Below are 20154 nucleotides of genomic sequence, written 5' to 3'. Positions count from 1 at the left end.
TACAACCCGAGGAAGCCGCATGGGCATACGGATTCTGATTAATCTCACGCGTTTCGCCGTGACTTACCTGGTCGCGACGATCGTTGTGTTCTTGTTCATGCGGCTTATCCCGGGTGATCCCGCACAGATTGCGCTTGGGGTCAATGCGACCCCCGAGCTGCTCGCGCAGAAGCAGAAGGAGTTCGGCACCGATCAGCCGCTGATCGTGCAGTACTTCGACTGGGCTGGCGGCATCTTGCGCGGCGACTTTGGCACGTCTTACCTCACGCAGACGGACATTAGCCCGATGGTCAGCGACCGGCTCCAGGTCAGTCTGATCCTGGTGCTGACGGCGATGGTGGTGGCGCTCGCGGTGGCGATCCCCCTCGGCACCTGGGCCGCGGTGAAGCACAGCAACTTCTCGGGTGTTGCCATCGGGGTAGGATCGCAGATCGGTGTCGCGATCCCCGGCTTTTTGGCTGGCATCCTGCTCGTCATGGTGTTCGCGGTTGGGCTCGGGTGGCTTCCCGCGAACGGCTGGACTCCGCCTTCTGAGGACTTTGGTGACTTCCTAAGAAGACTGATCTTGCCCGTGGTCGCCCTCGCTTCGGTGCAGGGGGCGATCCTGACCCGCTACGTTCGCTCGGCCGTGCTTGAGGTGATGAGCGAGGACTACCTGCGCACAGCCCGCGCGAAGGGGCTCAGCAAAACAGGAGCCCTGGTCAAACACGGCCTTCGTAACGCTGCCATTCCTGTTATCACGGTAACGGGTGTGCAGATCGCCGCGCTGATTATCGGTGCGGTGGTGATCGAGCGGGTCTTTGTGATTCCCGGACTCGGTTCTATGCTGCTCGACGCGGTCGGCAACCGTGATCTACTGACCGTGCAGTCGGTTGTGATGGTACTGGTCGCCATCACACTCATCTTGAACCTGATTGTGGACGTGCTCTACACGGTTATCGATCCGCGGATGCGAAGGAGTGCCTAACCATGACCGCCCAAAACATCCCTTCTCCCCGGTGCAGGCCCCGCGCACGAGTGCGATTCAGGCACCGGGCGGATCAAGCCTCGTGCAGGCCGAGGGCAAGCCTCGTCGGCTCTCAACCACGCTCCTCATAGGCCTCATTTTGGTGGGCATTGTTGTTGCCGCGGCCGTCATCTCGTTCATTTGGACGCCGTACGATCCGGTGCAGGCCGACGCTGCCGCCCGCTTGCAGGGCCCCACCGCGGCGCACCTCATGGGGACCGACAAGTACGGTCGCGACGTATTTTCAGCAATGCTGTACGGTGCTCGCATCACCCTCTTCGTCGGCGTCATTTCGGTCGGGATCGCGCTGCTGGTTGGCACCCCACTCGGCATTCTCGCGGGCATTCGCGGTGGCTGGATCGAAGAGGTGATTATGCGCGCCTCCGACATTGCCCTCGCGTTCCCGGCGCTGCTGCTCGCCATCATGTTCGCCGCGGTGTTTGGCGCTTCGACGCTCGTCGCGATGATTGCGATCGGCATCTCCACGATCCCGGGCTTTGCACGCGTCGCGCGCTCCGGCACGCTGCAGGTGATGAGCACCGAGTACGTGCTCGCGGCACGCGCCTCAAGCCAGTCGCGCTTCCGCATCGCCCTCAGGCATGTGCTCCCCAACATCATCGGTATTGTCGTGGTGCAGTGCTCAGTGTCGTTTGCGCTGGCCGTGCTGGCCGAGGCAGGCCTCAGCTTTTTGGGTCTCGGTACACCGCCACCAACCCCGTCGTGGGGGCGTATGCTGCAGGAGTCCCAGCAGTTCCTCGGCACCCACCCGCTGCTCGCGATCTGGCCCGGCGTCGCCATTGCGGTCGCTGTGATGGGCTTCAACCTGCTCGGTGACGGCCTGCGCGACCGCTTCGATCCGAAACTGAATGGGAGTCAGTCATGACGGACGAGACAAAGACGCCGCACGGTGCCAACTCACTACACAGTGCTAACTCACTACACGGTGCCAACTCACTACACAGTGCTAACTCACTACTTGCAGTTGACCATCTCAACGTGCGCACCCCGCATCGCACCCTCGTCAGCGACTTCTCGCTGCACATGGCACGCGGTGAGCGCATCGGACTCATCGGCGAGTCGGGCTCGGGCAAGTCCATGACCACCACCGCGCTGCTCGGCCTGCTGCCCGCTGGCGTGACCGCCGACGGCTCTGTGACGCTCAACGGCCACGCGGGAAACCTGCTGGAGGCCCCGAGTCTGAGCTGATGCGTCTGCGCGGCAAAGACGTGGCAATGGTGTTCCAGGAGCCACTCACCGCTCTCAACCCACTCATGCGGGCCGGCGCCCAGGTCGCCGAGATCATGCTGCAGCACAAGCTCGCACCAAACAAGGCCGAGGCAAACCGGCGCGCAGTCGAGATGCTCGATGCCGTGCACCTGCCGGACCCCGCACAGGCCGCCAAGGCGTACCCGCATCAGCTTTCGGGCGGGCAACGGCAGCGCGTCATGCTCGCGATGGCACTCGCCAACGACCCGAGTCTGCTGCTCTGCGATGAGCCAACCACCGCGCTCGACGTGACGGTGCAGCGGCAGGTTCTCGATCTGATCCTGGAGCTCGTGCGCGAGCGCAACACCGGGCTGCTGTTCATCACACACGACCTTGCAGTGGTCGCGAACATGTGCACGCGTGTGCTCGTCATGAACCACGGTGTGATCGTCGAGGAGGGCACCACCGAACAGGTGTTTACACGCCCGCAACACGCGTACACGCGGGGCCTGCTCGCGGCCTCCGACCTCGATGCGGTTGACGAAGCCGGGCGTCTCTTCACCGTCGCGAGTGCGCAGAACTATGTACCCCGGTGCTGGGCGAAGGTGTGGTTCAGCAGCTACCACAGGCCAAGATCGCGTCTCCCCCGGCCACAACCTCAGCACCACCAGTCATGCGCGTCACCGACCTCGTGCGCACCTACACCCGCGGCAAAACAAGCCTGTTCAAGCCCGCTCCCGAGGTGAAGGCGCTGCAGGGCATCTCGTTCGAGGTGGCCAAAGGTGGCCGACTTGGGGTTGTTGGCGAGTCGGGATCGGGCAAGTCAACACTGTTGCGGATCCTTGCGGGTCTCGATCAACCGACATCCGGCAGCGCGATCGTTGCGGGTAACGAGGTCACTGGGGCAAAAGAACAGCAACTGCGTGAGCTGCGGCAAAACTTGCAGATCGTGTTTCAAGACCCGATGGGCTCGCTCGATCCACGCATGACGGTCGGCCAGATTGTTTCTGAGCCGCTGCTCGTGCGCGGCCGAAACGAGACCAGCACAGAGCGCACGGCCATGGTCGCCGAGATGCTTGAAGCAGTGGGGCTGCCTGCCGCCTCCGCAAGCCGCCACCCGCACCAATTCTCGGGCGGACAGCGGCAGCGCATCTCGATCGCCCGCGCGCTCATCTGCCGCCCGCAGATTGTGGTGGCCGACGAGCCCGTGAGCGCACTCGACGTGTCGGTGCGGGCCCAGGTGCTGAACCTGCTCGCAGACCTGGTTGACGAGTACGGACTCACCCTCGTGTTTGTCTCCCACGACCTCAACGTGGTGCGGTACCTCTGCGACTCGGTGATCGTGATGCAGTCGGGAGTGATTGTCGAGGCGGGCGACACCGAAACGGTGTATCGCTCACCGCAGCATCCGTACACCAAACGACTCATCGATTCCTCGCTCACTCTGCGGCAAGAACTGACGGGAGTTGCTTAACATGACTATTCCACCGTCAACCCACGATTCCAGCCTCGCCGATCTCGACGCGGGCGCCCTCGCCGCGGGGTACGCCAAGGGTTCGTTCACACCCACCGACGTGCTCGAAGACGTGATCGCACGAATCAAGCTGCGCGATCCTGAACTGAACGCTATGTATCTATTCGACGCGGATCAGGTGCGCACAGACGCTGCAGCTTCGACGGCCCGCTGGGCTTCGGGGTCCCCTTTCAGCGACTTCGACGGCGTACCCGTCACCGTCAAAGAGAACATCGCTAGGGCTGGTCAGCCCAAGCCATCGGGCACAGCGATTCCGAATCCACCAGTTTCTGTGCGCAATGCGCCAACCACCGACCGACTACTTGAGGCCGGCACAGTCATCGTCGGATCAACCACCATGCCGGACTGGGGCATGCTCTCTTCTGGGGTCTCCAGTCTGCACGGGATCACGCGCAACGGACTCGACCCGGCACTTACCTCGGGTGGCTCGAGCGCTGGGGCTGGAACCGCGGCAGCGGCCGGGTACGGCCCCCTGCACGTTGGCACCGACATCGGTGGCTCGATTCGACTGCCCGGCAGCTGGCAGGGTCTTACCGCACTCAAGCCGAGTGAGGGTCTGATCCCCTGGATGTGCCCTACGACGGCCGCGCCGCGGGCCCGCTCACGCGCACCGTGGCAGATTCCATCCGGTTGATGTCGCTGATCGGGCGCCCCGATGAGCGTGACTATCTGAGTCGCCCCTATGGCGAGATGGAGTGGTCAACCGAGCCGCTCACTCCCAAGGGCATGCGGATTGCGCTGCAACTTGATGCGGGATCAGGCCTCCCCGTCGAGCCCGAAACGCTCGCGACCGTGCAGCGCGCAGCGTCACTGTTCGCTGAGGCTGGGGCAATCATTGAGCCGTTTGACCCCTTCGTCGGCGCGGACGTACTCGATGGCCTCGTGGACTTCTGGCGCAGCCGATCGTACGCCGACTACGAGGAGTTGAGTGAGGCCGAGCGCGCGAGTGTGCTGCCGTTCATCGCCGAGTGGTGTTTGGCAGGGGCTGAGTTCTCGGCGGCGCAGACGATCCGCAACCGCAATCGTATTGACGAAATGGCTCAGCTGACGCGCGCAGCGACCGCGGGCTACGACCTGATCCTCTCGCCGGTCACACCTGTTGCAGCGTTCGCGGCGGAGGATCCGATGCCGATCACCGACCCCTCGAAACTATGGGTCACATCTCGTTTACGGTGCCGTACAACATGTCGGGGCAACCGGCTGTGTCGGTGGGCGCTGGCGTGCAGGCCGACGGTCGCACCATCGGCCTGCAGATCGCCTCTCACATTGGCACAGACCCGATGCTGCTGCGTGTGGCAGCCTGGTTCGAGACAGTGCGCGGCTTCTAACTAGCGAGCCATCGCGGCAACCACCGGAATAGAGCCGGTTTGCTCTAGCGAGCGCCCCCGGGTTTCGGGTGCCATCGCTACGACCACCACAAACGCGATCATGGTCAGCACGGCCCCAAACAGCATGGTCGTGCCGCTACCGAAGGCTTCAAGACTGAGTGGTAGCAGGTAGGTTCCCGTGGCTGCGCCGAATCGGCTCGCCGCGGTAGCGATCCCGACGGCGCTTGCGCGGTACTCCGTGGGAAACAGTTCATTTGGATAGATCCACACCAGAATGCTAGGGCCTCCTGAGAAGAAGTTATAAGCGCAGAACGCGACCAGCACAAACCAGATCGGCCCGTCTGCCCACAGCCAGAGTCCCAATAAGGGTAGGGCCATCAACAGCAGCGGGTACACGGCGAGCGGCCTGCGCCCCCATCGGTCAACCTTCGACATCGCGATCAGTGAACCCGCCACGGTGATCGCGAGGATCACGGTTTCAACCCACATTCCTGAGACGCCGCCGCCGTCGATGTTGAACCCTTCGAGCAGCGCGGGCAAAAACGTGACGAGCCCGTAGAGAGGGGTGACTACCGCAATGTAGAGCACGCTGCACATAATGAGCCGACGCAGATATTCACCCCTGAACAACGGTTTCAGGTCGATCTTCACGCGCTTGCCCACCACCCCAGCGCCTTCCGCGTCAGCGAGCGAAACATCCACGTTATAAATCTGCTTCGCGACCTGCTCTGCTTCGGCAACTCGCCCGTTGCGGGTGAGCCACCGTGGTGACTCAGGGATGCCGCGCCGCAGCAGGATCACGATCACACCGAGCACGGCCGTCGATGCCAGCAGCAACCGCCAGTTCTCGTTGCTGCCAGTGAGCCCGACCACAATCGCCCCCACCAGGTAGGCAGACACTGCGCCTGCAGACCAGGCCGCTGCCGAAGCGCCCACCATAAAACCGCGCTTCTTCGACGGCGTGAATTCCGTCAGCAGCGACGTGGCAATCGGATAGTCAGCCCCAATCGCCATGCCGATCACAAACCGCAGCGCAATCAGATGCCAGGCTTCCTGCACAAACACGCTGAGCGCGCAGGCGATCACCAGCACGATAAGGTCGGCCGCGTACATCTTCTCGCGCCCGTATCGGTCGGTGAGAAACCCAAAAGCTCCCGCCCCGATAAAAATGCCAACGAGTGAGGCTGCACCGATCATCCCCATTTCTGAGGCGGTGGTCTGCAAGTCAGCGCTCACCCCCACCAGGGCCACGCCGATAATACTCATGACGTAGCCGTCGAGGAAGGGACCCCCGCAGCACGCAACCAGCAGTTTCGTTAGGAACCCCTTTTTCGCGGGATGTTCCATGAACTCATATGAACTCATACGATCTCCTTTGATCTTGTTCGTTCGTTCGTATTCGGCCTAGGCCTAGGCCTAGGCCTAGGTGCGATTCAGTGCCGCATAGGCCAATCGCTCAAGTAGCAGGGAGGCCTGCAAGCTTGACTCCTCACTCGCCATGAGTACCTGTTTGGTGTGTTCGAGCGCGAGGGGATCGAGCTCAGCGAGTTCACTCGCGATCTGCAGGGCTCGGGTGACGGTTTCTCCGCGCTTCGTGAGTTCGTTCAGGATCCCCCATCGCTCCGCTTCCACCGCGCCGAAACGACGTCCGCGCAGCACGAGGTCGCGGGCACGACCCGCGCCAACACATCGGATGGCGCGAGTCACCCCTCCCGATGAGGGCAGTATGCCGATCCCAATCTCGGGAAACCCGAATACCGCGTCTTCGTCGGCCACGCGGGTGTCCGCGGCGAGCGCGAGCTCGAGCCCACCGCCCAGGCAGTAGCCGGTGATCGCGACGATAACTGGTTGCCTCAAGTTCGCGATCTGTTCGTAGACTCCGCCGCTTTCGCGGTAGTAGCTGGCGATTGCTGAGGGGGTCATTTCCCGGAGCTCCGTTGTGTCGGCTCCGGCAGAGAAACACCCCCCTGCTCCGGTGATCACCACTGCCCGACTACTCGATACGTCTCCGCTCTGAATCGCCCGTTGCAGTTCACTCTCCATGTGTGTGGAGAGTGCGTTGCGTTTGAGGGGCCGGTCGATCATGACCAGCGCAACTGCGCCGGCACGACTCACGGTTACAGCGCCAGCGCTGGTATTCTCGCCCACGACTGCTCAGTCTCAGTTACCCCACTAAATCCCAGCACACCGCTCAGCCCACGCTTGTCGACCTCGTTTGCGATGACAACACGCTGAATCTCGGAGGTCCCTTCCCAAATACGATCAACTCGCAGCTCACGCCACAGACGCTCGACTGCGTTCTCACGCATGTAGCCGCGTCCACCGAGAATCTGTACTGCCCGATCCGCGATCCGGTTCGAGGCTTCTGAGGCAGCGAGCTTCACGGTCGCTGCCTTTGCATGCAGGGTCTTGCGCCGCGCAAGGTCTGCGGGATCCGCCTGGTCGAATTCCCAGGCAACCTGGTGTGTCAGAGCTCGGTTCACGGCGATCTCCGCAACAGAATCGGCGATCATGCCCTGAATGAGTTGGTGGTCGAAGATGCGGGTTCCGCCTTGAACGCGGGTTTTTGCCCAGTCCACGGCAAGTTCAAGCGCACGCTCTGCGGCACCAATCGTGCGCGCGCCGATCATTAAGCGTTCCTCGGTAAACCAGTCACGCGTGAGTTCGAGTCCCTGCCCAATGCCGCCGAGCACCGCGTCCGCCCCGACTTTCACGTCGGTAAAACCGAATTCCGGGTGCTCGTACACAAAGGTGTGCGTGTAGCGCGGAGTACGAAGCTTCTCGACTCCCGGTGTATCGATGTCGACAAGAAATATCGTGGGCGCGCGTTCTGCCCGACCATTGCGAGCACAATCAGGTAGTCGGCGACGTCGCCGACCGTCACAAACCACTTCTCGCCGTTCAACAGGTAACCGCCATCTTCCGTTGGGGTCGCGCTTGTGGTGGCTGAGGAGAAGTCGGATCCGGCCAGCGCTTCCGAAATAGCCACGGCATCACGGCGGTCACCGCGAGCCCCCGGAATCAGGTAGCGCTCGCGCTGCTCGGGGTGGCGTGTGCGAGCGGGTTTGCTGGCCGCCACACGGTGTCCCACAGCACACCTGTCACGCGGCCAAGCTGCTCTTGCACAACGGCCTGTTCCAACACCGAAAGTCCGGTTCCGCCGTATTCCACGGGGGTGTTGATGGCGTTCAGTTGGTGGTCGAGTACGGCCTGTTTGATCGTCGCGTGTGACTCCGCACTGAGCCCGTTGTTCTCCTCGCACTCAAGTTCAAAGGTCTCAAGCACATTCGCCAGGGATCGCGCGCGTTCACGAAGCTCAGAGAGGCGGTTGGTGTATGCAAATTCCATCATGGCTTCTTTCTGTAGAGAGTTATCTGTAGACGGTTAATCGTTGGTTACTTCGGGCGCGAGGATCACTCGTGCGTCGAGCGCGAGAGTTCCCTGAGGCGAAACGAGCAGTGGGTTGATTTCAATCTCGCTGACGCGAGGATTGGCCGCCGCGAACGCTGAAACCTTGGCGAGTACCTCCGCAGCCCCTGGAACGTCTACCGCGGGGCGACCCCGATAGTCGTCGAGCAGTCGGGCAGTGCGCAGCGATCGGAAGAGCTCCGTGCCGCGCTGGGCACTCACCGGGGCAAACGCAAACGCCACGTCACCGAGCACCTCGGTAAACACGCCGCCAGCCCCTGCCATTGCGATTGGACCGAATCTCGGGTCACGTTGCACTCCAACGATGACTTCAACGGCGTCCCGCGTGTCGACCATACGCTCCAGCACGTAGCCGGGAGGCGAAAGCGTCTGCTGCATGCGATCCAGGGCGGTGACCAGGGCCTCCTCGTCACTTAGGCCCAGGGCAACACCGCCCGTGTCTGATTTGTGAAGCAGTCCGAGTGCTTTCAAGACAACAGGGTAACCAATGCGTTCAGCTGCTTCCACTGCCTCAGCCGCGTTCTGAACTCGCTCTGCCGCAGCGAAGGGCACTCCGATCGCGGTGAGCATTTCGCGCTCCAGCCAGTAGTCGTCACTGACTAGTTCAACGTTTGGCTCGGTTGCGCCCGGCTCCAATGTGTCCGGCCGTGAGGCTCCTCCAAGTGCGGCGAGAGCACCAACCGCATCCTCCACAGCGGAGAACACGGGCATTCCCTGCGTGTCTAGCAATTCGGCGGCCGGTGACTCGTGAGCCATCGTGTGCATAATCACGGGTTTGCCATGCGCAGCCGTAAGGTCGATCATTCGCTGTGCAGTACACAATTCTTCGGCGGCTAGCCCCTCACCGTAGGCACCATACCCGCCGAAGTACCCGGTGAAGAGCACCGCGTCGACCTCATCACTGCGCAGACACGCTTCAAGTACGTGGGCAAACGACGGGTTGTCTTGCTCCCCCGCTCCGGCAAGGTCGATGGGGTTTGCGGTACCTGCCGAAGGAGGGAGTAAATCGCCTATCTCTCGACTCAGTTCTGCACTCAGGGCGGTGACAGATAGTCCGACCCGCTCGCACGTGTCCGAGGCGATTCCGCCGTGGCCGCCTCCGTCAGCAACGACGGCTACCCGATGAGGCCTGTGCCCGGTGCCAAACCTCAGCAGCACCTTTGCCGCGTCCGCCAGCGCGCGAGGTGTCGCAACCCGTACGATGCCGGCGTCGCGGCAGGCAGCATCGATGACTGCGCTGTCTGAGGTCAGCGCCCCCGTGTGCGACTGGGCCCCGCGAATAGATGCTTCACTGCCACCCACGGTCATGAGAATGACGGGTTTCCCCGCGTCGACCGCACGGGCAGCTGCACGGGTGAAGGCCCTGCCATCACCGAAATCTTCACAGTACAGGGCAATCACGCGAGTGGCCTCGTGATCCGCACAGGCCTCAATCAACTCGGCAGCTGTCACGTCCGCCTGGTTACCCAGGGAGACAAACCGCGAGAACCCCAGCCCACGCTCACTCAGAAATCCGCTGAGCTCAAGCGCCATGTTTCCGCTCTGCGACAGGAGTGCTACCTCCCCTTGGGCAGCGGGTTGGAAGCGAGAGTGAGCCCTGACGAGGTATCAAGAACTCCCAAACAGTTGGGGCCGATGAGCAATGCCCCAGCGTCGCGTACCCGCCGCACCACACGGTTTTGCATCTCACGCCCTTCGGCGCCGAGTTCGGCAAACCCGGCGGTGACGCCAATGATCGCTTTTGCCCCCGCACCGATCGCATCTTCAATGGCCAGTTCAAACCCGCCTGCTGGAACGGTAATGGCTACGAGGTCGACCCCACCATCAATATCGCTCAGTGACGACGTCGGCGGTTGCCCGAGAACCGACACCCCTCGATGATTCACGAGGTGAACGCTGCGGTGATCCAGCATCTTCAGGGCCTGCACACTCAACCAGTTACCGTACTTCGTTTCGTCGTTACTGGCACCGAGAATCGCAACGGACTTCGGCTCGAAGAGTGCAGTAAATTCGCGTGTGTTCAACGTGCGGCTCCTACTTCTGTCAGATCATCAACGAATCGTGTCTCAAGCGAGGGCGCGGGGTGCGCGGCTCCCCATGCGTCGGCCCCACCGTCAATAACAATGTTTGTTCCGGTCACAAATGCCGCGGCGGGGGTTGCTAAGAACGTCACAAGCGCGGAGACGTCCCACTCGGAACCGAGCCGTCCGAGCGGCACCCCGGCGGCCCAACCGGCGCGATCCGACTCGCCGTACTGCTCCTGCAGACCTGAAGTGTTGATGGTGCCCGGGTTGACGCAGAGCGAGCGAATGCCGTAACGACTCCACTCAAGCGAGAGTCCCGAAGCGAGGTTTTCGAGGGCCGCGCGAGCGGCAGTGGCGTGAACCATGTTCGGGATCCCGCGCCGCGGTGAAAACCCGATAAAGAAGATGACGCCACTGCGCCTCGGAATCATTGACCGGGTGGCGACCTCGCGAGTCACCATCCAGCTTCCGTCTACCGCAAGTCGGTGAACCGCCCGCCACCCCTTCGGAGTGATGTCTTCCGCGGCGGCCATAAACTGGCCACCAGCATTATTCACGAGCACATCGATGCAACCAAAGCGCTCGAGCGTTTGATCGACCATGCGGGTTACGTCCACTTCTTCGCGAATATCAGCGGTAATGACGAGGCAGTCTGCGTCACGGGCAAGGATCTCGCGTTCAGTTTCGCGAAGCGGGTCCTCGCGGCGCCCCACCAGCACCACCGCCGCTCCGGCCGCGGCCGCATCAAGCGCAATGGCTCTGCCGATTCCAGTTCCGGCGCCCGTCACCAACACCACGTTTCCGTACAGCGCATCGTGCCTGAGCACTATTGACCCTGGGGAGGGTCGATTCTCATTCGACATCGTTGTCTCCGCTCGACTGACTTTCGAATCAGGCTAGACTGACTCTTAAGTCAGTGTCAAGAAGTTCTTTTCATATCAAGAGATATGATGCACTTTGGCCTCACTAACTGCAACACTTCTTCAAGCGACTGACTATAGAATCAGTTCTGGAACTCGCGGATAACACCCCGAGCCCGCCTCGGCGATTCGGGTTCGTACTACACTCAAACTCATGTCACGCCACACCGAGGTCGTGCCCAACCAAGGCACGGTGGGCACCGAGCAAGAAGCACACGCTGAGGACCATAACAATGCGCGGGTTCGCATCCTCGATGCCACCGCCGGTCTCATTGCCGAGCGCGGATTCTCAAATGTTCGCATCTCTGATGTTGCCCAAACACTCGGCATCAGTACAGGCCTGGTGCACTATCACTTCGCTGGCAAGAATGACCTGCTTAACGCCGCCCTCGTGCGAGCGGTAGACCGAGCGTTTGATCGCCAGAGTCAGGTGCTTCGTGAGATTGATGACGCCCACCAACGCCTACTCACCCTCATCGACATGCAGCTTCCGCGCATCGGAGAGGTTCGCGACGAATGGTCCATCTGGGTACAGTTCTGGGCCGAGGCCACCGTGCGCCCAGAACTCCGCACCGCGCATCGCACTTACTACGATCGTTGGTACGAAACGGTGCAACGCACTGTAAAGCGAGGCATGCGCCAGGGCGCATTTCGCTCAAACGCCGATCCCGAAACGGTGGCCCAACGGCTCACCGCCATGACAGACGGACTGGCCATTCAGTTTCTCACCGGCTCCCTTCGCATCACCATCCCAGCAATGCAAGAGATTCTGGTGCGCTACATTGACGACGAACTGCTGCCAAAACCGTAATCACAGTTCGTGAGTAGGCGGCATATGATGCCTGGAGGCTTCAGTAAACAGCAGCGGTGTCGCCACCAAGATCACCAAAACTGTCGCCGAAACCGTCCCCAAAACGACTATCGATGTCGTTACACAAAACGATCAATGGTTCTCTGAGACATCACGTTTTTGAAACCTGACTCGACTACCTGGCCTGTCGGTGTATTTTTTGCCCAGCGGTGTCTCCCATTCCATTACCCCACCTGGCTTGTGAACCAACTTCCAACCGGGATGATGCTTCATCGTGTGGTGGTATCTACATAGAGTGGCAAGATTATCGGTCGACGTAGGTCCGCCAAGGGCGGCATCAATCGTATGGTCAATGTCGCTTCGACCTACGGTGACATTGCAGCCGGGTGCCCTGCAGCGCAGATCTCTCGCGGCGAGGAACCGTTTGATCGCCGCTGACGGTCGATACGCGTCAGCACTCAAAACATCGCCCGTCATCATGCTCACCATGACACGCTCCCAAGAAGCTGCCAACCCAGCAACCTTGCGTGCGGTCTGTGTGTCTACGGGGCCATATCCAACAAGTTCCGCTGACGCGGCGTTCGCGGCATCTCCACTACCAAATGGTTCTTCTGGCGACAGCCTCTCCTCGGGAACGATCACTTGAACTCGAGCCTGGATCGAGGCAAGCCCTTCCCCCGAGAAGTTAGCATCTTCGAGGGATCCGAACCGAGCAGCATCTCAACAAACGCATCCGTGCGAATCTCATCGAGCCCCCGATCATCGATTGCTCGCTCATCGCCGACAGTGCTCGAACCGCTGTCGTCCGTCGCATCACCCTCAGCGTTTCGGTTCGCGTTCTTCACCACCCAAGCGATCTGGTCGAGACGATCCATGACACCCTTGCCGTAGATCGCAGGAACCGTCGCAATAATGTCTGTCATGCCGTCCGGCTGCTCCACCAGCACCACCCGACGAGCTCTCGCCGCGTCGCGATGCCGTTCATCGAGCGATCGGAGAGCCTGGGTTTCAGCTTGACCCCACGCAATCGGACGGAGCCTGCCAGATGTCTCTTCTTGCGCAACCGCCAAAACTTGTCTCTCATACGCGGCCCGCCTCGCCAGCGTCGCGTCGTCGACATCTGCTCCGATCACCTCACCTGCGTCACAGATCACGTTCGCGTGGGCCTGCGAAATCTTCCCCCTACCTAGAGCAGCGTGAACCGCAGGATAATGTTTCACAAGCGTGATCGCTCGTGCAATCTTATGGGCCGTTGCGCGGTCGGACTCGCGAACAGCAAAACCGATCTCTGCCGCAAGCGAGCGGTGCGCAAATTCACCACGGTCAGGGTGATTCTCGGTTTTCGCAAGCGTTGCGGCTGCGTTGTCGCACAGGGCCAGAAGAGTGGCCTCCCGAGCTTGCAAGGCAGCCATTTTCGCTCGAATTTCAACGAGCTCAGCAATGGCGGGGCCAACGACTGCCGCATACGCGTCCGCCGGAGACCGAGGGAAACCAGTCCCAGAACCTCCCGGCATTCTGGCACTCGAAGCGCCAGAAGAGGATGCAGGGCGTGGTCTAAACATGCCTCAATTACACACGGAGCCCCTGACATTCACGGCTCATAGACCCAAGACAACCAAAAGCGGTGGATAACTCACCTGAACAGGAGAAAACAGCCAACTGTTAGCGAAGCAGGCCAAGCCAAGCAGGATCAGCCCACCCCAAACGCAAACACCCCCACCTAGGCCGGCGGCGTGAACCGTCCATCAATCGCAGTCCAACCGCCGTCAACGGTAAGGGTGGTGCCCGTCACAAACGATGACGCATCCGACGCGAGAAACACGACCGCACCGGCCAGTTCATCGGGGCGAGACCAGCGACCGAGCGCGCTCTTCGCTGCATACGCTCCGTACCATTCCGGGTTCGCTTTGATCTGCGCGGTCAGCGGAGTCTCAACTACGCCCGGCGCGATCACGTTCACACGCACGCCCTGCGGTCCGAACTCCGCCGCGGCGGTCTTCACCAGCTGTGTGAGTCCGGCTTTGGTGGCCGCGTAGACACCCTGGCCTGGCTCCACGACCTGCGCACGAATAGAGCTGAATCCAATTATCGAACCACCGCCACGTTCACTGAAGCTCTGCCCGAAATGGCGAATCAGCTGGAAGGAGGCGCGCAGATTCAGGTTCACGACGCGGTCGAACTCGTCCATCGAGTAGCCGTCCATACGCTTGCGCACGTTTGTCGCCGCGGTGAATACCATGGCCGCAGCATCCGCGAACCTTGTGGCCGCAGCCTCGACGGCAGCATCATCGAGAACGTCGAGCTGAATAGCCTCGGCCGATCCGCCGCGCTCCTGGATCATCCCGACCGTCTCGACCGCCGCGTCTTCCATGCGGTCCGCAACAACCACGTGCGCCCCCTGGGCGGCAAGCGCTTGGGCTGCCTCGCGCCCGATCCCGCTGCCCGCTCCGATAATCACAACGGAGCGATTATCGAGCCGAAATAGCTTGGAGTAGTCGGGAGCGGCAGAGAGAGACATGAGTTCCTTTGTGGAGTGAGTGAGAGGGTTGCAGGGAAAACTGGTTAGTTGCCCGCCACAGGCCGGATCATCGCCATCCGAGTAACGGTGAACTCTTCGATGGCGTACCGCGGCCCCTCACGACCGATGCCCGAATCTTTGACGCCGCCGTAGGGCATGATGTCTGAACGGAATCCGGGGATCTCGTTCACCACCACACCACCAACTTCAAGGCGTTCGATCGCAGCGAATGCACTCTCGAGCGAGGAAGTGAAGACGGCCGCCTGCAGCCCATAACGCGAGGCATTGACGAGGTCGATCGCCTCGCCCACTGAGTCCACCGTGGTCAGGCACACAACAGGGCCAAAGATCTCTTCAGCCCACACATCGAGCGCAGTCGGCACTTCGCTGAGCACGGTTGGGTAGATAAGGGCGGGGTTCGAGGATCCGCCGGCCGCGTCGTCAGCGACGCTGCCATCCGGGCCGGCCAGCAGAGTGGCCCCGGCCGATACCGCCCGGTCGATCATGGCACGAATGCGCTCGCCAGAGGCCGCATTGATCACCGGCGCCACCCGAGTCGCCGCGTCGCGGGGATCGCCAACGACCAACTCGTCGATGCGTGCAACAAGGCGAGCCGTAAATTGCTCGGCGATCCTGCGATCAAGCACCACACGCTGCACAGAGATGCACGCCTGCCCGTTGGCGTAGAACCCGCCCGCGAGCACCGCGTTGACGGCGGCCTCGACATCAGCATCGGCCGCAACGATAAAGCCGGTGTTCGAGCCGAGTTCGAGCAGCGTCTTCCGCGGGGCCGCCTGCTGCGCAATGAGGTGGCCGATCTTCGCGGATCCCGTGAACGAAACGATCTGTGACCGGGGGTCACGCACGAGCGTCTCACCAACGATCGGATCACCGTTCACCAACTGCACGGCGGCTTGAGTAACACCGTGTGAGGCGAGAACCTCGCGCGTGATCGCAACAAGTTCAAGGGTCGCCAGCGGCGTGTTCGGAGCGGGCTTCAGAATCACGGGGCAGCCCGCGGCGAGAGCGGGTGCAAGTTTGTGGGTTGCGAGCAGCAGAGGATAGTTAAACCCGGCGATACCAATCACGATTCCAGCGGGGCGACGGGTGTAATACCCGATCATGCCGCGGCCAAGTTCTTGCAGGTCGAGCGGCACGGTCTCACCGTGAATGTGCGAGACCTCCTCCGCCGTCGCCTGCAGCGTTACGAGCGTGCGTGCAACCTCGGTTCTGCAGTCAGCCCGGGGCTTGCCGGTCTCAAGAATCAGCAGGTCCTCGAGTCGAGAACCCTCGGCCTTCACGCGGTCGTGAATACCCTGCAGAATCGACTTCCGTTCAGCGGTGGTGAGCGCCGCAACCTCGGCGAGCACCGACTCTGCGGCGTTCAACGCATCGCGCGATTCAGCAGCGGTCGAGGTCGGTGCCTGCGCAACAACGCTGCCGTCAAAGGGGAACACGATCGGAGAACTCGCCCTCATGGCCCGCCACTCTGAACCGATTGGCAGTGCCCCAGCGGGCGCGAGGAGTGGCGCGAGTCGTGAAGCGGTGTCTTGCATGGCGGACTGTCCTCAGTGTTGGGCTCACGCCGCAGTTCTCCCGAATCCGTGCCTCGGTGCGACGGGTGATCGGTGGGGATCACTCTCAGCAATACCACTTCTTGCGAGTGGCCTTACCATTTAATATAGATCACAACACACGGTTCAACAAAGCTCCGCTTGCCCATCGGAAGGTTCATCATGACTCGCTCCTACTCAATCGCCGTTCTGCCGGGCGACGGCATCGGACCCGAGGTGATTAGCAGCGCGCTTGAGGTGCTTGACGCAGCCGAGCAACGCTTCGGGTTTCGCACCGACCGCAGCGAGTTCGAGGCTGGCGCCCAGCACTATTTGCGCACAGGCGAACTGTTCGATGAGCTGGCAGAAAGGCTGCGCGACCAAGACGCGATTCTGTTTGGATCGATGGGCGATCCTCGTGTCACCCCCGGCATCCTTGAGCGCGGCTTCATCCTCGAAATGCGCCAGCGCTTCGAGCAGGCGGCAAATGTGCGCCCCGTGCGGCTCTACCCGGGTGTCCCTTCCCCCATCACGGGTCTCACCCCGGAACGCTGCGAACTCGTAATCGTGCGCGAGAACACCGAGGGCGCCTACGTAGGGCGCGGTTCGACGGTGCACGCCGGCACACCAAACGCCGTCGCCATGCAGGAATCACTGAACACCCGGGCAGGCATCGAGCGTGTGGTTGATTTTTCGTTCCGCCTCGCTCTCGGCCGCCGCCGCAAGCTCACTCTCTGCCACAAGACGAACATTCTGGTCACCGCGGGCCAACTGTGGCAGGAGGTCGTCAACGATCTCGCAAAGCAGTATCCCGAGGTAGAGGTCGACTACGTGCACGTCGATGCCATGTGCTTCCACCTCCCGCTCTCCCCGAGCGCTTCGATGTTGTGGTCACTGACAACCTCTTCGGCGACATCATCACCGACCTCGGCGCGGTCGTTCAGGGTGGACTCGGTGTCGCGACCAGCGCGAACCTGAACCTCGACGGTTCGGCTCCCAGCATGTTCGAGGCGATCCACGGTTCAGCTCCCGACATCGCGGGGAAGGGCTGGGCGAACCCCTCGGGCGCGATCCTCTCCCTCGCACTCATGCTCGGCCACCTCGGCGAGGGTGAGGCAGCTCGGTGCGTTGAAGCGGTGACTGTGCAGGTTCTCGGAGAGCTGCCGGCACTCGCTGGTGCCGAGATGGGCATGTCCACGAGCGAGGTGGGAACGATGATCGCCGAGCTCGTGCAATCGGGAGAAGCAAATCTCTCACTCGTGCCCAACTCCCTGCTCTCGACACTTGCAGAGCTTCCCGCCTCACGGGCTCAAGCCCGATTCTTGGACTGACCCTCAAAGCATGGCGCAACCGCTTCAGGTGCTCTCGCAGCAAATCCACCGCAACAACCGGCTCGTTTGGTGCGCGCGGGGATCTGACCACTCGCCGCACGATCTTCAGAGCAACTGCGGGTGTGAATGTCGACCACGATACTCATTCTTTGAATATCAAAGAAGAGCCAGCCATCCCTTGTCTTGGCACAATAAGCTTAAATGATCACCGAACACGCACACGCCACTCCCAAACGCCCGATATCGAAGGATCATCACAATGACCCGCCACAGAATCTTCGACCTGAGCTTCGCGGACCTCTATCCGCTCTACATCACCAAGCTCGAGAGGAAGGGCCACACTCAAGAAGAACTTGATCAGGTCATCGAGTGGCTCACCGGCTACGACAGTGATGCGATCCGCCGCGTCATTGCCGATGAGATCAACCTTGAACAATTCTTCGACGCCGCACCAGCAATCAATCCCAACGTGGGCCTCATCACCGGAGTGATCTGTGGCATTCGGGTGGAAGACATCGAAGATCCGCTGATGCAAAAGATTCGCTACATGGACAAACTTGTCGACGAAGTTGCCCGCGGCAAAAAGATGACATCTATCTTGCGCGGATAGGTTATGGCATAGGCCGCAGCACCTACTACTCCACGAGCTTCCCCACGACTGAGTCATCGATCCCGGAAGTCGCAAGATCACGGAACGAGCTGGGGGCGTCGGCCACGGACTCAAAGGCTACCCGCCCGCTGGCGTCCAAACCATGTTGCCGCGGAGGCTATCGTCCTGCTCAGGAAAATCAGAGCGGTTGTGGCAGCCCCTGGTCTCCTTGCGCGCCAGCGCAGACTCGAGCGTCGCGCGGGCCGCAAGCACCGATCCGTAGAGGTCAAATGCGTGGGCTAGGTCATCGAACCCAGCGATATCGGGGTGGGCTGTTACGCGAGCGACCCGTTCGTCAAGTTCTTCCAGCTTCGCAAGACCCGCGAGAAGCCCAGCTTCGTCACGCACTACACCGGCGTGCTCGGTCATCAGATCACGCAGCACACGCTGCAACAGGCGGGGACTCTCGGTGCTCTTCGCTGCGGAGCTTCCACCATGCGATACCGGCGCGTCTCCGAGCAGCCCCGCCATCTCAGCTCGTGCCGCGGCCACGGCCGCAGGATCCCGGTGCACAGTCGTCACACCGCCGACGTAGTTTGCCGCGTCGGCGCCGGTGATCCGCCCGTACACAAGTAGTTCAATCAGCGAGTTGCCACCGAGGCGGTTTGCCCGTGAAGCCCGCTCGAAGCCTCACCTATCGCGTAGAGCCCTTCGACCCCGTGCCATGATCCTCTGGCCGCACCCACACCCCGCCCATCGAGTAGTGCGCCGTTGGGGCAATCTCGATCGGCTGCTCAGTAATATCTAGCATTTGCAGGTCGATGAGGTTGCGGTACACCCTGGGCAACTTCGAGAGGATCTGCTCACGCGGCAGATGCGAAACGTCGAGGTACACGCCGCCGTTGGTGGTGCCGCGCCCCTCCACTATTTCGGTGTAGCTTGCCAGCGCTACACGATCCCGGGTTGAAAGCTCCATGCGTTCAGGATCGTAGCGCGCCATAAAACGCTCACCGAGAGCGTTGCGCAGGATCCCGCCCTCACCTCGAGCCGCCTCAGACACCAGCAGCCCCGCAGCGTCGGCCGGTTCCAAGATGCCCGAGGGGTGAAACTGCACGAGTTCGGCGTCGCGGATCTTTGCGCCAGCGAGCGCCGCAAGTCGAAACGAATCCCCCGTGTTCTCATCCCGACGGGAAGAGGTGTTGCGCCAAATACGAGTGTGCCCACCGGCCGCAAGAATCACGGCGTCGGCGTGGATCACGATGGGAGAACCGTCAACGATGTCAAAACCGTACGCACCGAAGATACGTCCGTCGCTCTCAAGTAGTCGGGTGATGTAGTTCTTGTCCACGATCGGTACCCGCAGTTCGGCGGCGCGGCGCATCAGCGTTCGCTGGATCTCCAGCCCCGTGTAATCCCCGCGTAGCAGGTGCGGCGGTATTTGTGTGCGCCGAAAAAGCGCTGACTGATCCGCCCGTCTTCTTCCCGAGCAAAGGGCATGCCCCAGCGCTCAAGGTCCTCAATCCCCTGTGCGGCTCCGCGAGCAACAACCTCAACGATTGCGGGATCGGCGAGAAAGTACGACTCGCGCAGCGTGTCTGCCGCGTGCTGTTGCCAGCTGTCTTCGGGGTCCATCGTTCCGAGAGCAGCATTGATGCCACCGGCCGCGAGGGTGGTGTGGGCGTCGTGGGCACGACGTTTGCCAACGGCGAGCACTTGGACCCCACGTTCGGCTAGCTCGATGGAAGCGCGGAGGCCCGCGCCGCCGGTTCCGATAACGAGGACGGAGGTTGCCAGCAGGCGTTCGCTGCGGTTGGGTGACTTTGAGATACTCATGCGGACCACGTTACGGAGACTCTTTCGATTACTCCAATGAATAGATCAAATCATTACGATTCGATTATGCTA

Annotated in this window: 18 protein-coding genes and 3 pseudogenes; 8 read left to right on the top strand and 13 right to left on the bottom strand. The window is 61.6% G+C overall.

The window, feature by feature from the left end:
* Window positions 1–19 precede the first annotated feature (19 nt).
* The 5 genes and pseudogenes from G7066_RS06530 (at window position 20) to G7066_RS17425 (ending at window position 5078) form a co-directional block, all read left to right on the top strand.
* On the top strand, window positions 20–967 hold the full coding sequence (locus G7066_RS06530) for an ABC transporter permease (protein ID WP_166329913.1): 948 nt from the start codon (window positions 20–22) through the stop codon (window positions 965–967).
* 55 nt (window positions 968–1022) lie between these two features.
* A complete protein-coding gene (locus tag G7066_RS06525) occupies window positions 1023–1889 on the top strand; it encodes an ABC transporter permease (RefSeq protein WP_205881570.1) in 867 nt (288 codons plus the stop codon).
* A pseudogene (locus G7066_RS17830) lies at window positions 1886–3686 on the top strand (ABC transporter ATP-binding protein). The gene G7066_RS06525 and the pseudogene G7066_RS17830 overlap by 4 nt, the downstream one beginning before the upstream one ends.
* Window position 3687: 1 nt before the next feature.
* Window positions 3688–4380, top strand: a complete 693-nt coding sequence (locus G7066_RS16945) for an amidase family protein (RefSeq protein WP_280116253.1) — start codon at window positions 3688–3690, stop codon at window positions 4378–4380.
* Window positions 4359–5078, top strand: a complete 720-nt coding sequence (locus tag G7066_RS17425; RefSeq protein WP_341873874.1) for an amidase — start codon at window positions 4359–4361, stop codon at window positions 5076–5078. The genes G7066_RS16945 and G7066_RS17425 overlap by 22 nt, the downstream gene beginning before the upstream one ends.
* Here G7066_RS17425 and G7066_RS06510 read toward each other — a convergent pair.
* Genes G7066_RS06510 through G7066_RS06490 form a run of 8 tightly spaced genes read right to left on the bottom strand, consistent with a single transcriptional unit; the run spans window position 5075 to window position 11390 of the window.
* Window positions 5075–6439 carry an MFS transporter gene (locus G7066_RS06510; protein WP_166329911.1) on the bottom strand — a complete coding sequence of 455 codons (1365 nt, stop codon included), beginning with the start codon at window positions 6437–6439 and terminating at the stop codon, window positions 5075–5077. The genes G7066_RS17425 and G7066_RS06510 overlap by 4 nt on opposite strands.
* A gap of 57 nt (window positions 6440–6496) precedes the next feature.
* Window positions 6497–7222, bottom strand: a complete 726-nt coding sequence (locus G7066_RS06505; protein WP_205881545.1) for an enoyl-CoA hydratase/isomerase family protein — start codon at window positions 7220–7222, stop codon at window positions 6497–6499.
* Window positions 7192–7821, bottom strand: coding sequence for an acyl-CoA dehydrogenase family protein (locus G7066_RS15265; RefSeq protein WP_205881544.1), 630 nt, complete (start codon window positions 7819–7821; stop codon window positions 7192–7194). The genes G7066_RS06505 and G7066_RS15265 overlap by 31 nt, the downstream gene beginning before the upstream one ends.
* On the bottom strand, window positions 7785–8153 hold the full coding sequence (locus G7066_RS15260) for an acyl-CoA dehydrogenase family protein (RefSeq protein ID WP_205881543.1): 369 nt from the start codon (window positions 8151–8153) through the stop codon (window positions 7785–7787). Before G7066_RS15260 ends, G7066_RS15265 begins: the two co-directional genes overlap by 37 nt.
* Window positions 8096–8425 (bottom strand): acyl-CoA dehydrogenase family protein, encoded by a 330-nt coding sequence (locus G7066_RS15255; RefSeq protein ID WP_205881542.1) that lies wholly within the window; start codon window positions 8423–8425, stop codon window positions 8096–8098. Before G7066_RS15255 ends, G7066_RS15260 begins: the two co-directional genes overlap by 58 nt.
* A gap of 33 nt (window positions 8426–8458) precedes the next feature.
* Window positions 8459–10036 (bottom strand): acetate--CoA ligase family protein, encoded by a 1578-nt coding sequence (locus G7066_RS06495; RefSeq protein ID WP_205881541.1) that lies wholly within the window; start codon window positions 10034–10036, stop codon window positions 8459–8461.
* Between the two features lie 23 nt (window positions 10037–10059).
* Window positions 10060–10527, bottom strand: coding sequence for a CoA-binding protein (locus tag G7066_RS15250; RefSeq protein ID WP_205881540.1), 468 nt, complete (start codon window positions 10525–10527; stop codon window positions 10060–10062).
* Entirely contained in the window at window positions 10524–11390 is an 867-nt protein-coding gene (locus G7066_RS06490; RefSeq protein WP_205881539.1) for an SDR family oxidoreductase, read from the bottom strand. The genes G7066_RS15250 and G7066_RS06490 overlap by 4 nt, the downstream gene beginning before the upstream one ends.
* Window positions 11391–11601: 211 nt before the next feature.
* On the opposite strand from G7066_RS06490, the gene G7066_RS06485 reads away from it, so the two are divergent.
* Window positions 11602–12258, top strand: coding sequence for a TetR/AcrR family transcriptional regulator (locus tag G7066_RS06485; RefSeq protein WP_166329909.1), 657 nt, complete (start codon window positions 11602–11604; stop codon window positions 12256–12258).
* Window positions 12259–12390: 132 nt separating this feature from the next.
* On the opposite strand, the gene G7066_RS06480 is transcribed toward G7066_RS06485, so the two are convergent.
* From G7066_RS06480 to G7066_RS06465, 4 genes are all read right to left on the bottom strand, one after another.
* A complete protein-coding gene (locus tag G7066_RS06480) occupies window positions 12391–12900 on the bottom strand; it encodes an HNH endonuclease signature motif containing protein (protein ID WP_166329907.1) in 510 nt (169 codons plus the stop codon).
* Window positions 12897–13772 carry a DUF222 domain-containing protein gene (locus G7066_RS06475; protein WP_280116252.1) on the bottom strand — a complete coding sequence of 292 codons (876 nt, stop codon included), beginning with the start codon at window positions 13770–13772 and terminating at the stop codon, window positions 12897–12899. The genes G7066_RS06480 and G7066_RS06475 overlap by 4 nt, the downstream gene beginning before the upstream one ends.
* Before the next feature lie 206 nt (window positions 13773–13978).
* A complete protein-coding gene (locus G7066_RS06470) occupies window positions 13979–14776 on the bottom strand; it encodes an SDR family NAD(P)-dependent oxidoreductase (protein WP_166329903.1) in 798 nt (265 codons plus the stop codon).
* Window positions 14777–14820: 44 nt separating this feature from the next.
* A complete protein-coding gene (locus tag G7066_RS06465) occupies window positions 14821–16332 on the bottom strand; it encodes an aldehyde dehydrogenase family protein (protein WP_166329901.1) in 1512 nt (503 codons plus the stop codon).
* 180 nt (window positions 16333–16512) lie between these two features.
* Here G7066_RS06465 and G7066_RS06460 point away from each other — a divergent pair.
* Window positions 16513–17660, top strand: a pseudogene (locus G7066_RS06460) (3-isopropylmalate dehydrogenase).
* A 259-nt stretch (window positions 17661–17919) separates the two neighbouring features.
* Window positions 17920–18270: a DUF2200 domain-containing protein gene (locus G7066_RS06455; RefSeq protein WP_166329899.1), complete on the top strand. Its 351-nt coding sequence runs from the start codon at window positions 17920–17922 to the stop codon at window positions 18268–18270.
* Window positions 18271–18295: 25 nt separating this feature from the next.
* Here G7066_RS06455 and G7066_RS06450 read toward each other — a convergent pair.
* Window positions 18296–20082, bottom strand: a pseudogene (locus G7066_RS06450) (FAD-dependent oxidoreductase).
* Between the last annotated feature and the right edge of the window lie 72 nt (window positions 20083–20154).

The sequence above is a fragment of the Leucobacter coleopterorum genome, from assembly GCF_011382985.1.
GTDB lineage: Bacteria > Actinomycetota > Actinomycetes > Actinomycetales > Microbacteriaceae > Leucobacter > Leucobacter coleopterorum.
Note: the sequence above shows the minus strand (reverse complement) of the source record. Positions and strands in the feature narration are given on the sequence as shown.

Coding starts and splice junctions, on each gene's coding strand:
- G7066_RS06470 (WP_166329903.1), bottom strand. CDS start 14,776: ATGTCTCTCTCTGCCGCTCCCGACTACTCCAAGCTATTTCGGCTCGAT.
- G7066_RS06465 (WP_166329901.1), bottom strand. CDS start 16,332: ATGCAAGACACCGCTTCACGACTCGCGCCACTCCTCGCGCCCGCTGGG.
- G7066_RS15255 (WP_205881542.1), bottom strand. CDS start 8,425: ATGATGGAATTTGCATACACCAACCGCCTCTCTGAGCTTCGTGAACGC.
- G7066_RS06485 (WP_166329909.1), top strand. CDS start 11,602: ATGTCACGCCACACCGAGGTCGTGCCCAACCAAGGCACGGTGGGCACC.
- G7066_RS06530 (WP_166329913.1), top strand. CDS start 20: ATGGGCATACGGATTCTGATTAATCTCACGCGTTTCGCCGTGACTTAC.
- G7066_RS06475 (WP_280116252.1), bottom strand. CDS start 13,772: ATGCCGGGAGGTTCTGGGACTGGTTTCCCTCGGTCTCCGGCGGACGCG.
- G7066_RS06495 (WP_205881541.1), bottom strand. CDS start 10,036: ATGGCGCTTGAGCTCAGCGGATTTCTGAGTGAGCGTGGGCTGGGGTTC.
- G7066_RS06455 (WP_166329899.1), top strand. CDS start 17,920: ATGACCCGCCACAGAATCTTCGACCTGAGCTTCGCGGACCTCTATCCG.
- G7066_RS06490 (WP_205881539.1), bottom strand. CDS start 11,390: ATGTCGAATGAGAATCGACCCTCCCCAGGGTCAATAGTGCTCAGGCAC.
- G7066_RS16945 (WP_280116253.1), top strand. CDS start 3,688: ATGACTATTCCACCGTCAACCCACGATTCCAGCCTCGCCGATCTCGAC.
- G7066_RS06510 (WP_166329911.1), bottom strand. CDS start 6,439: ATGAGTTCATATGAGTTCATGGAACATCCCGCGAAAAAGGGGTTCCTA.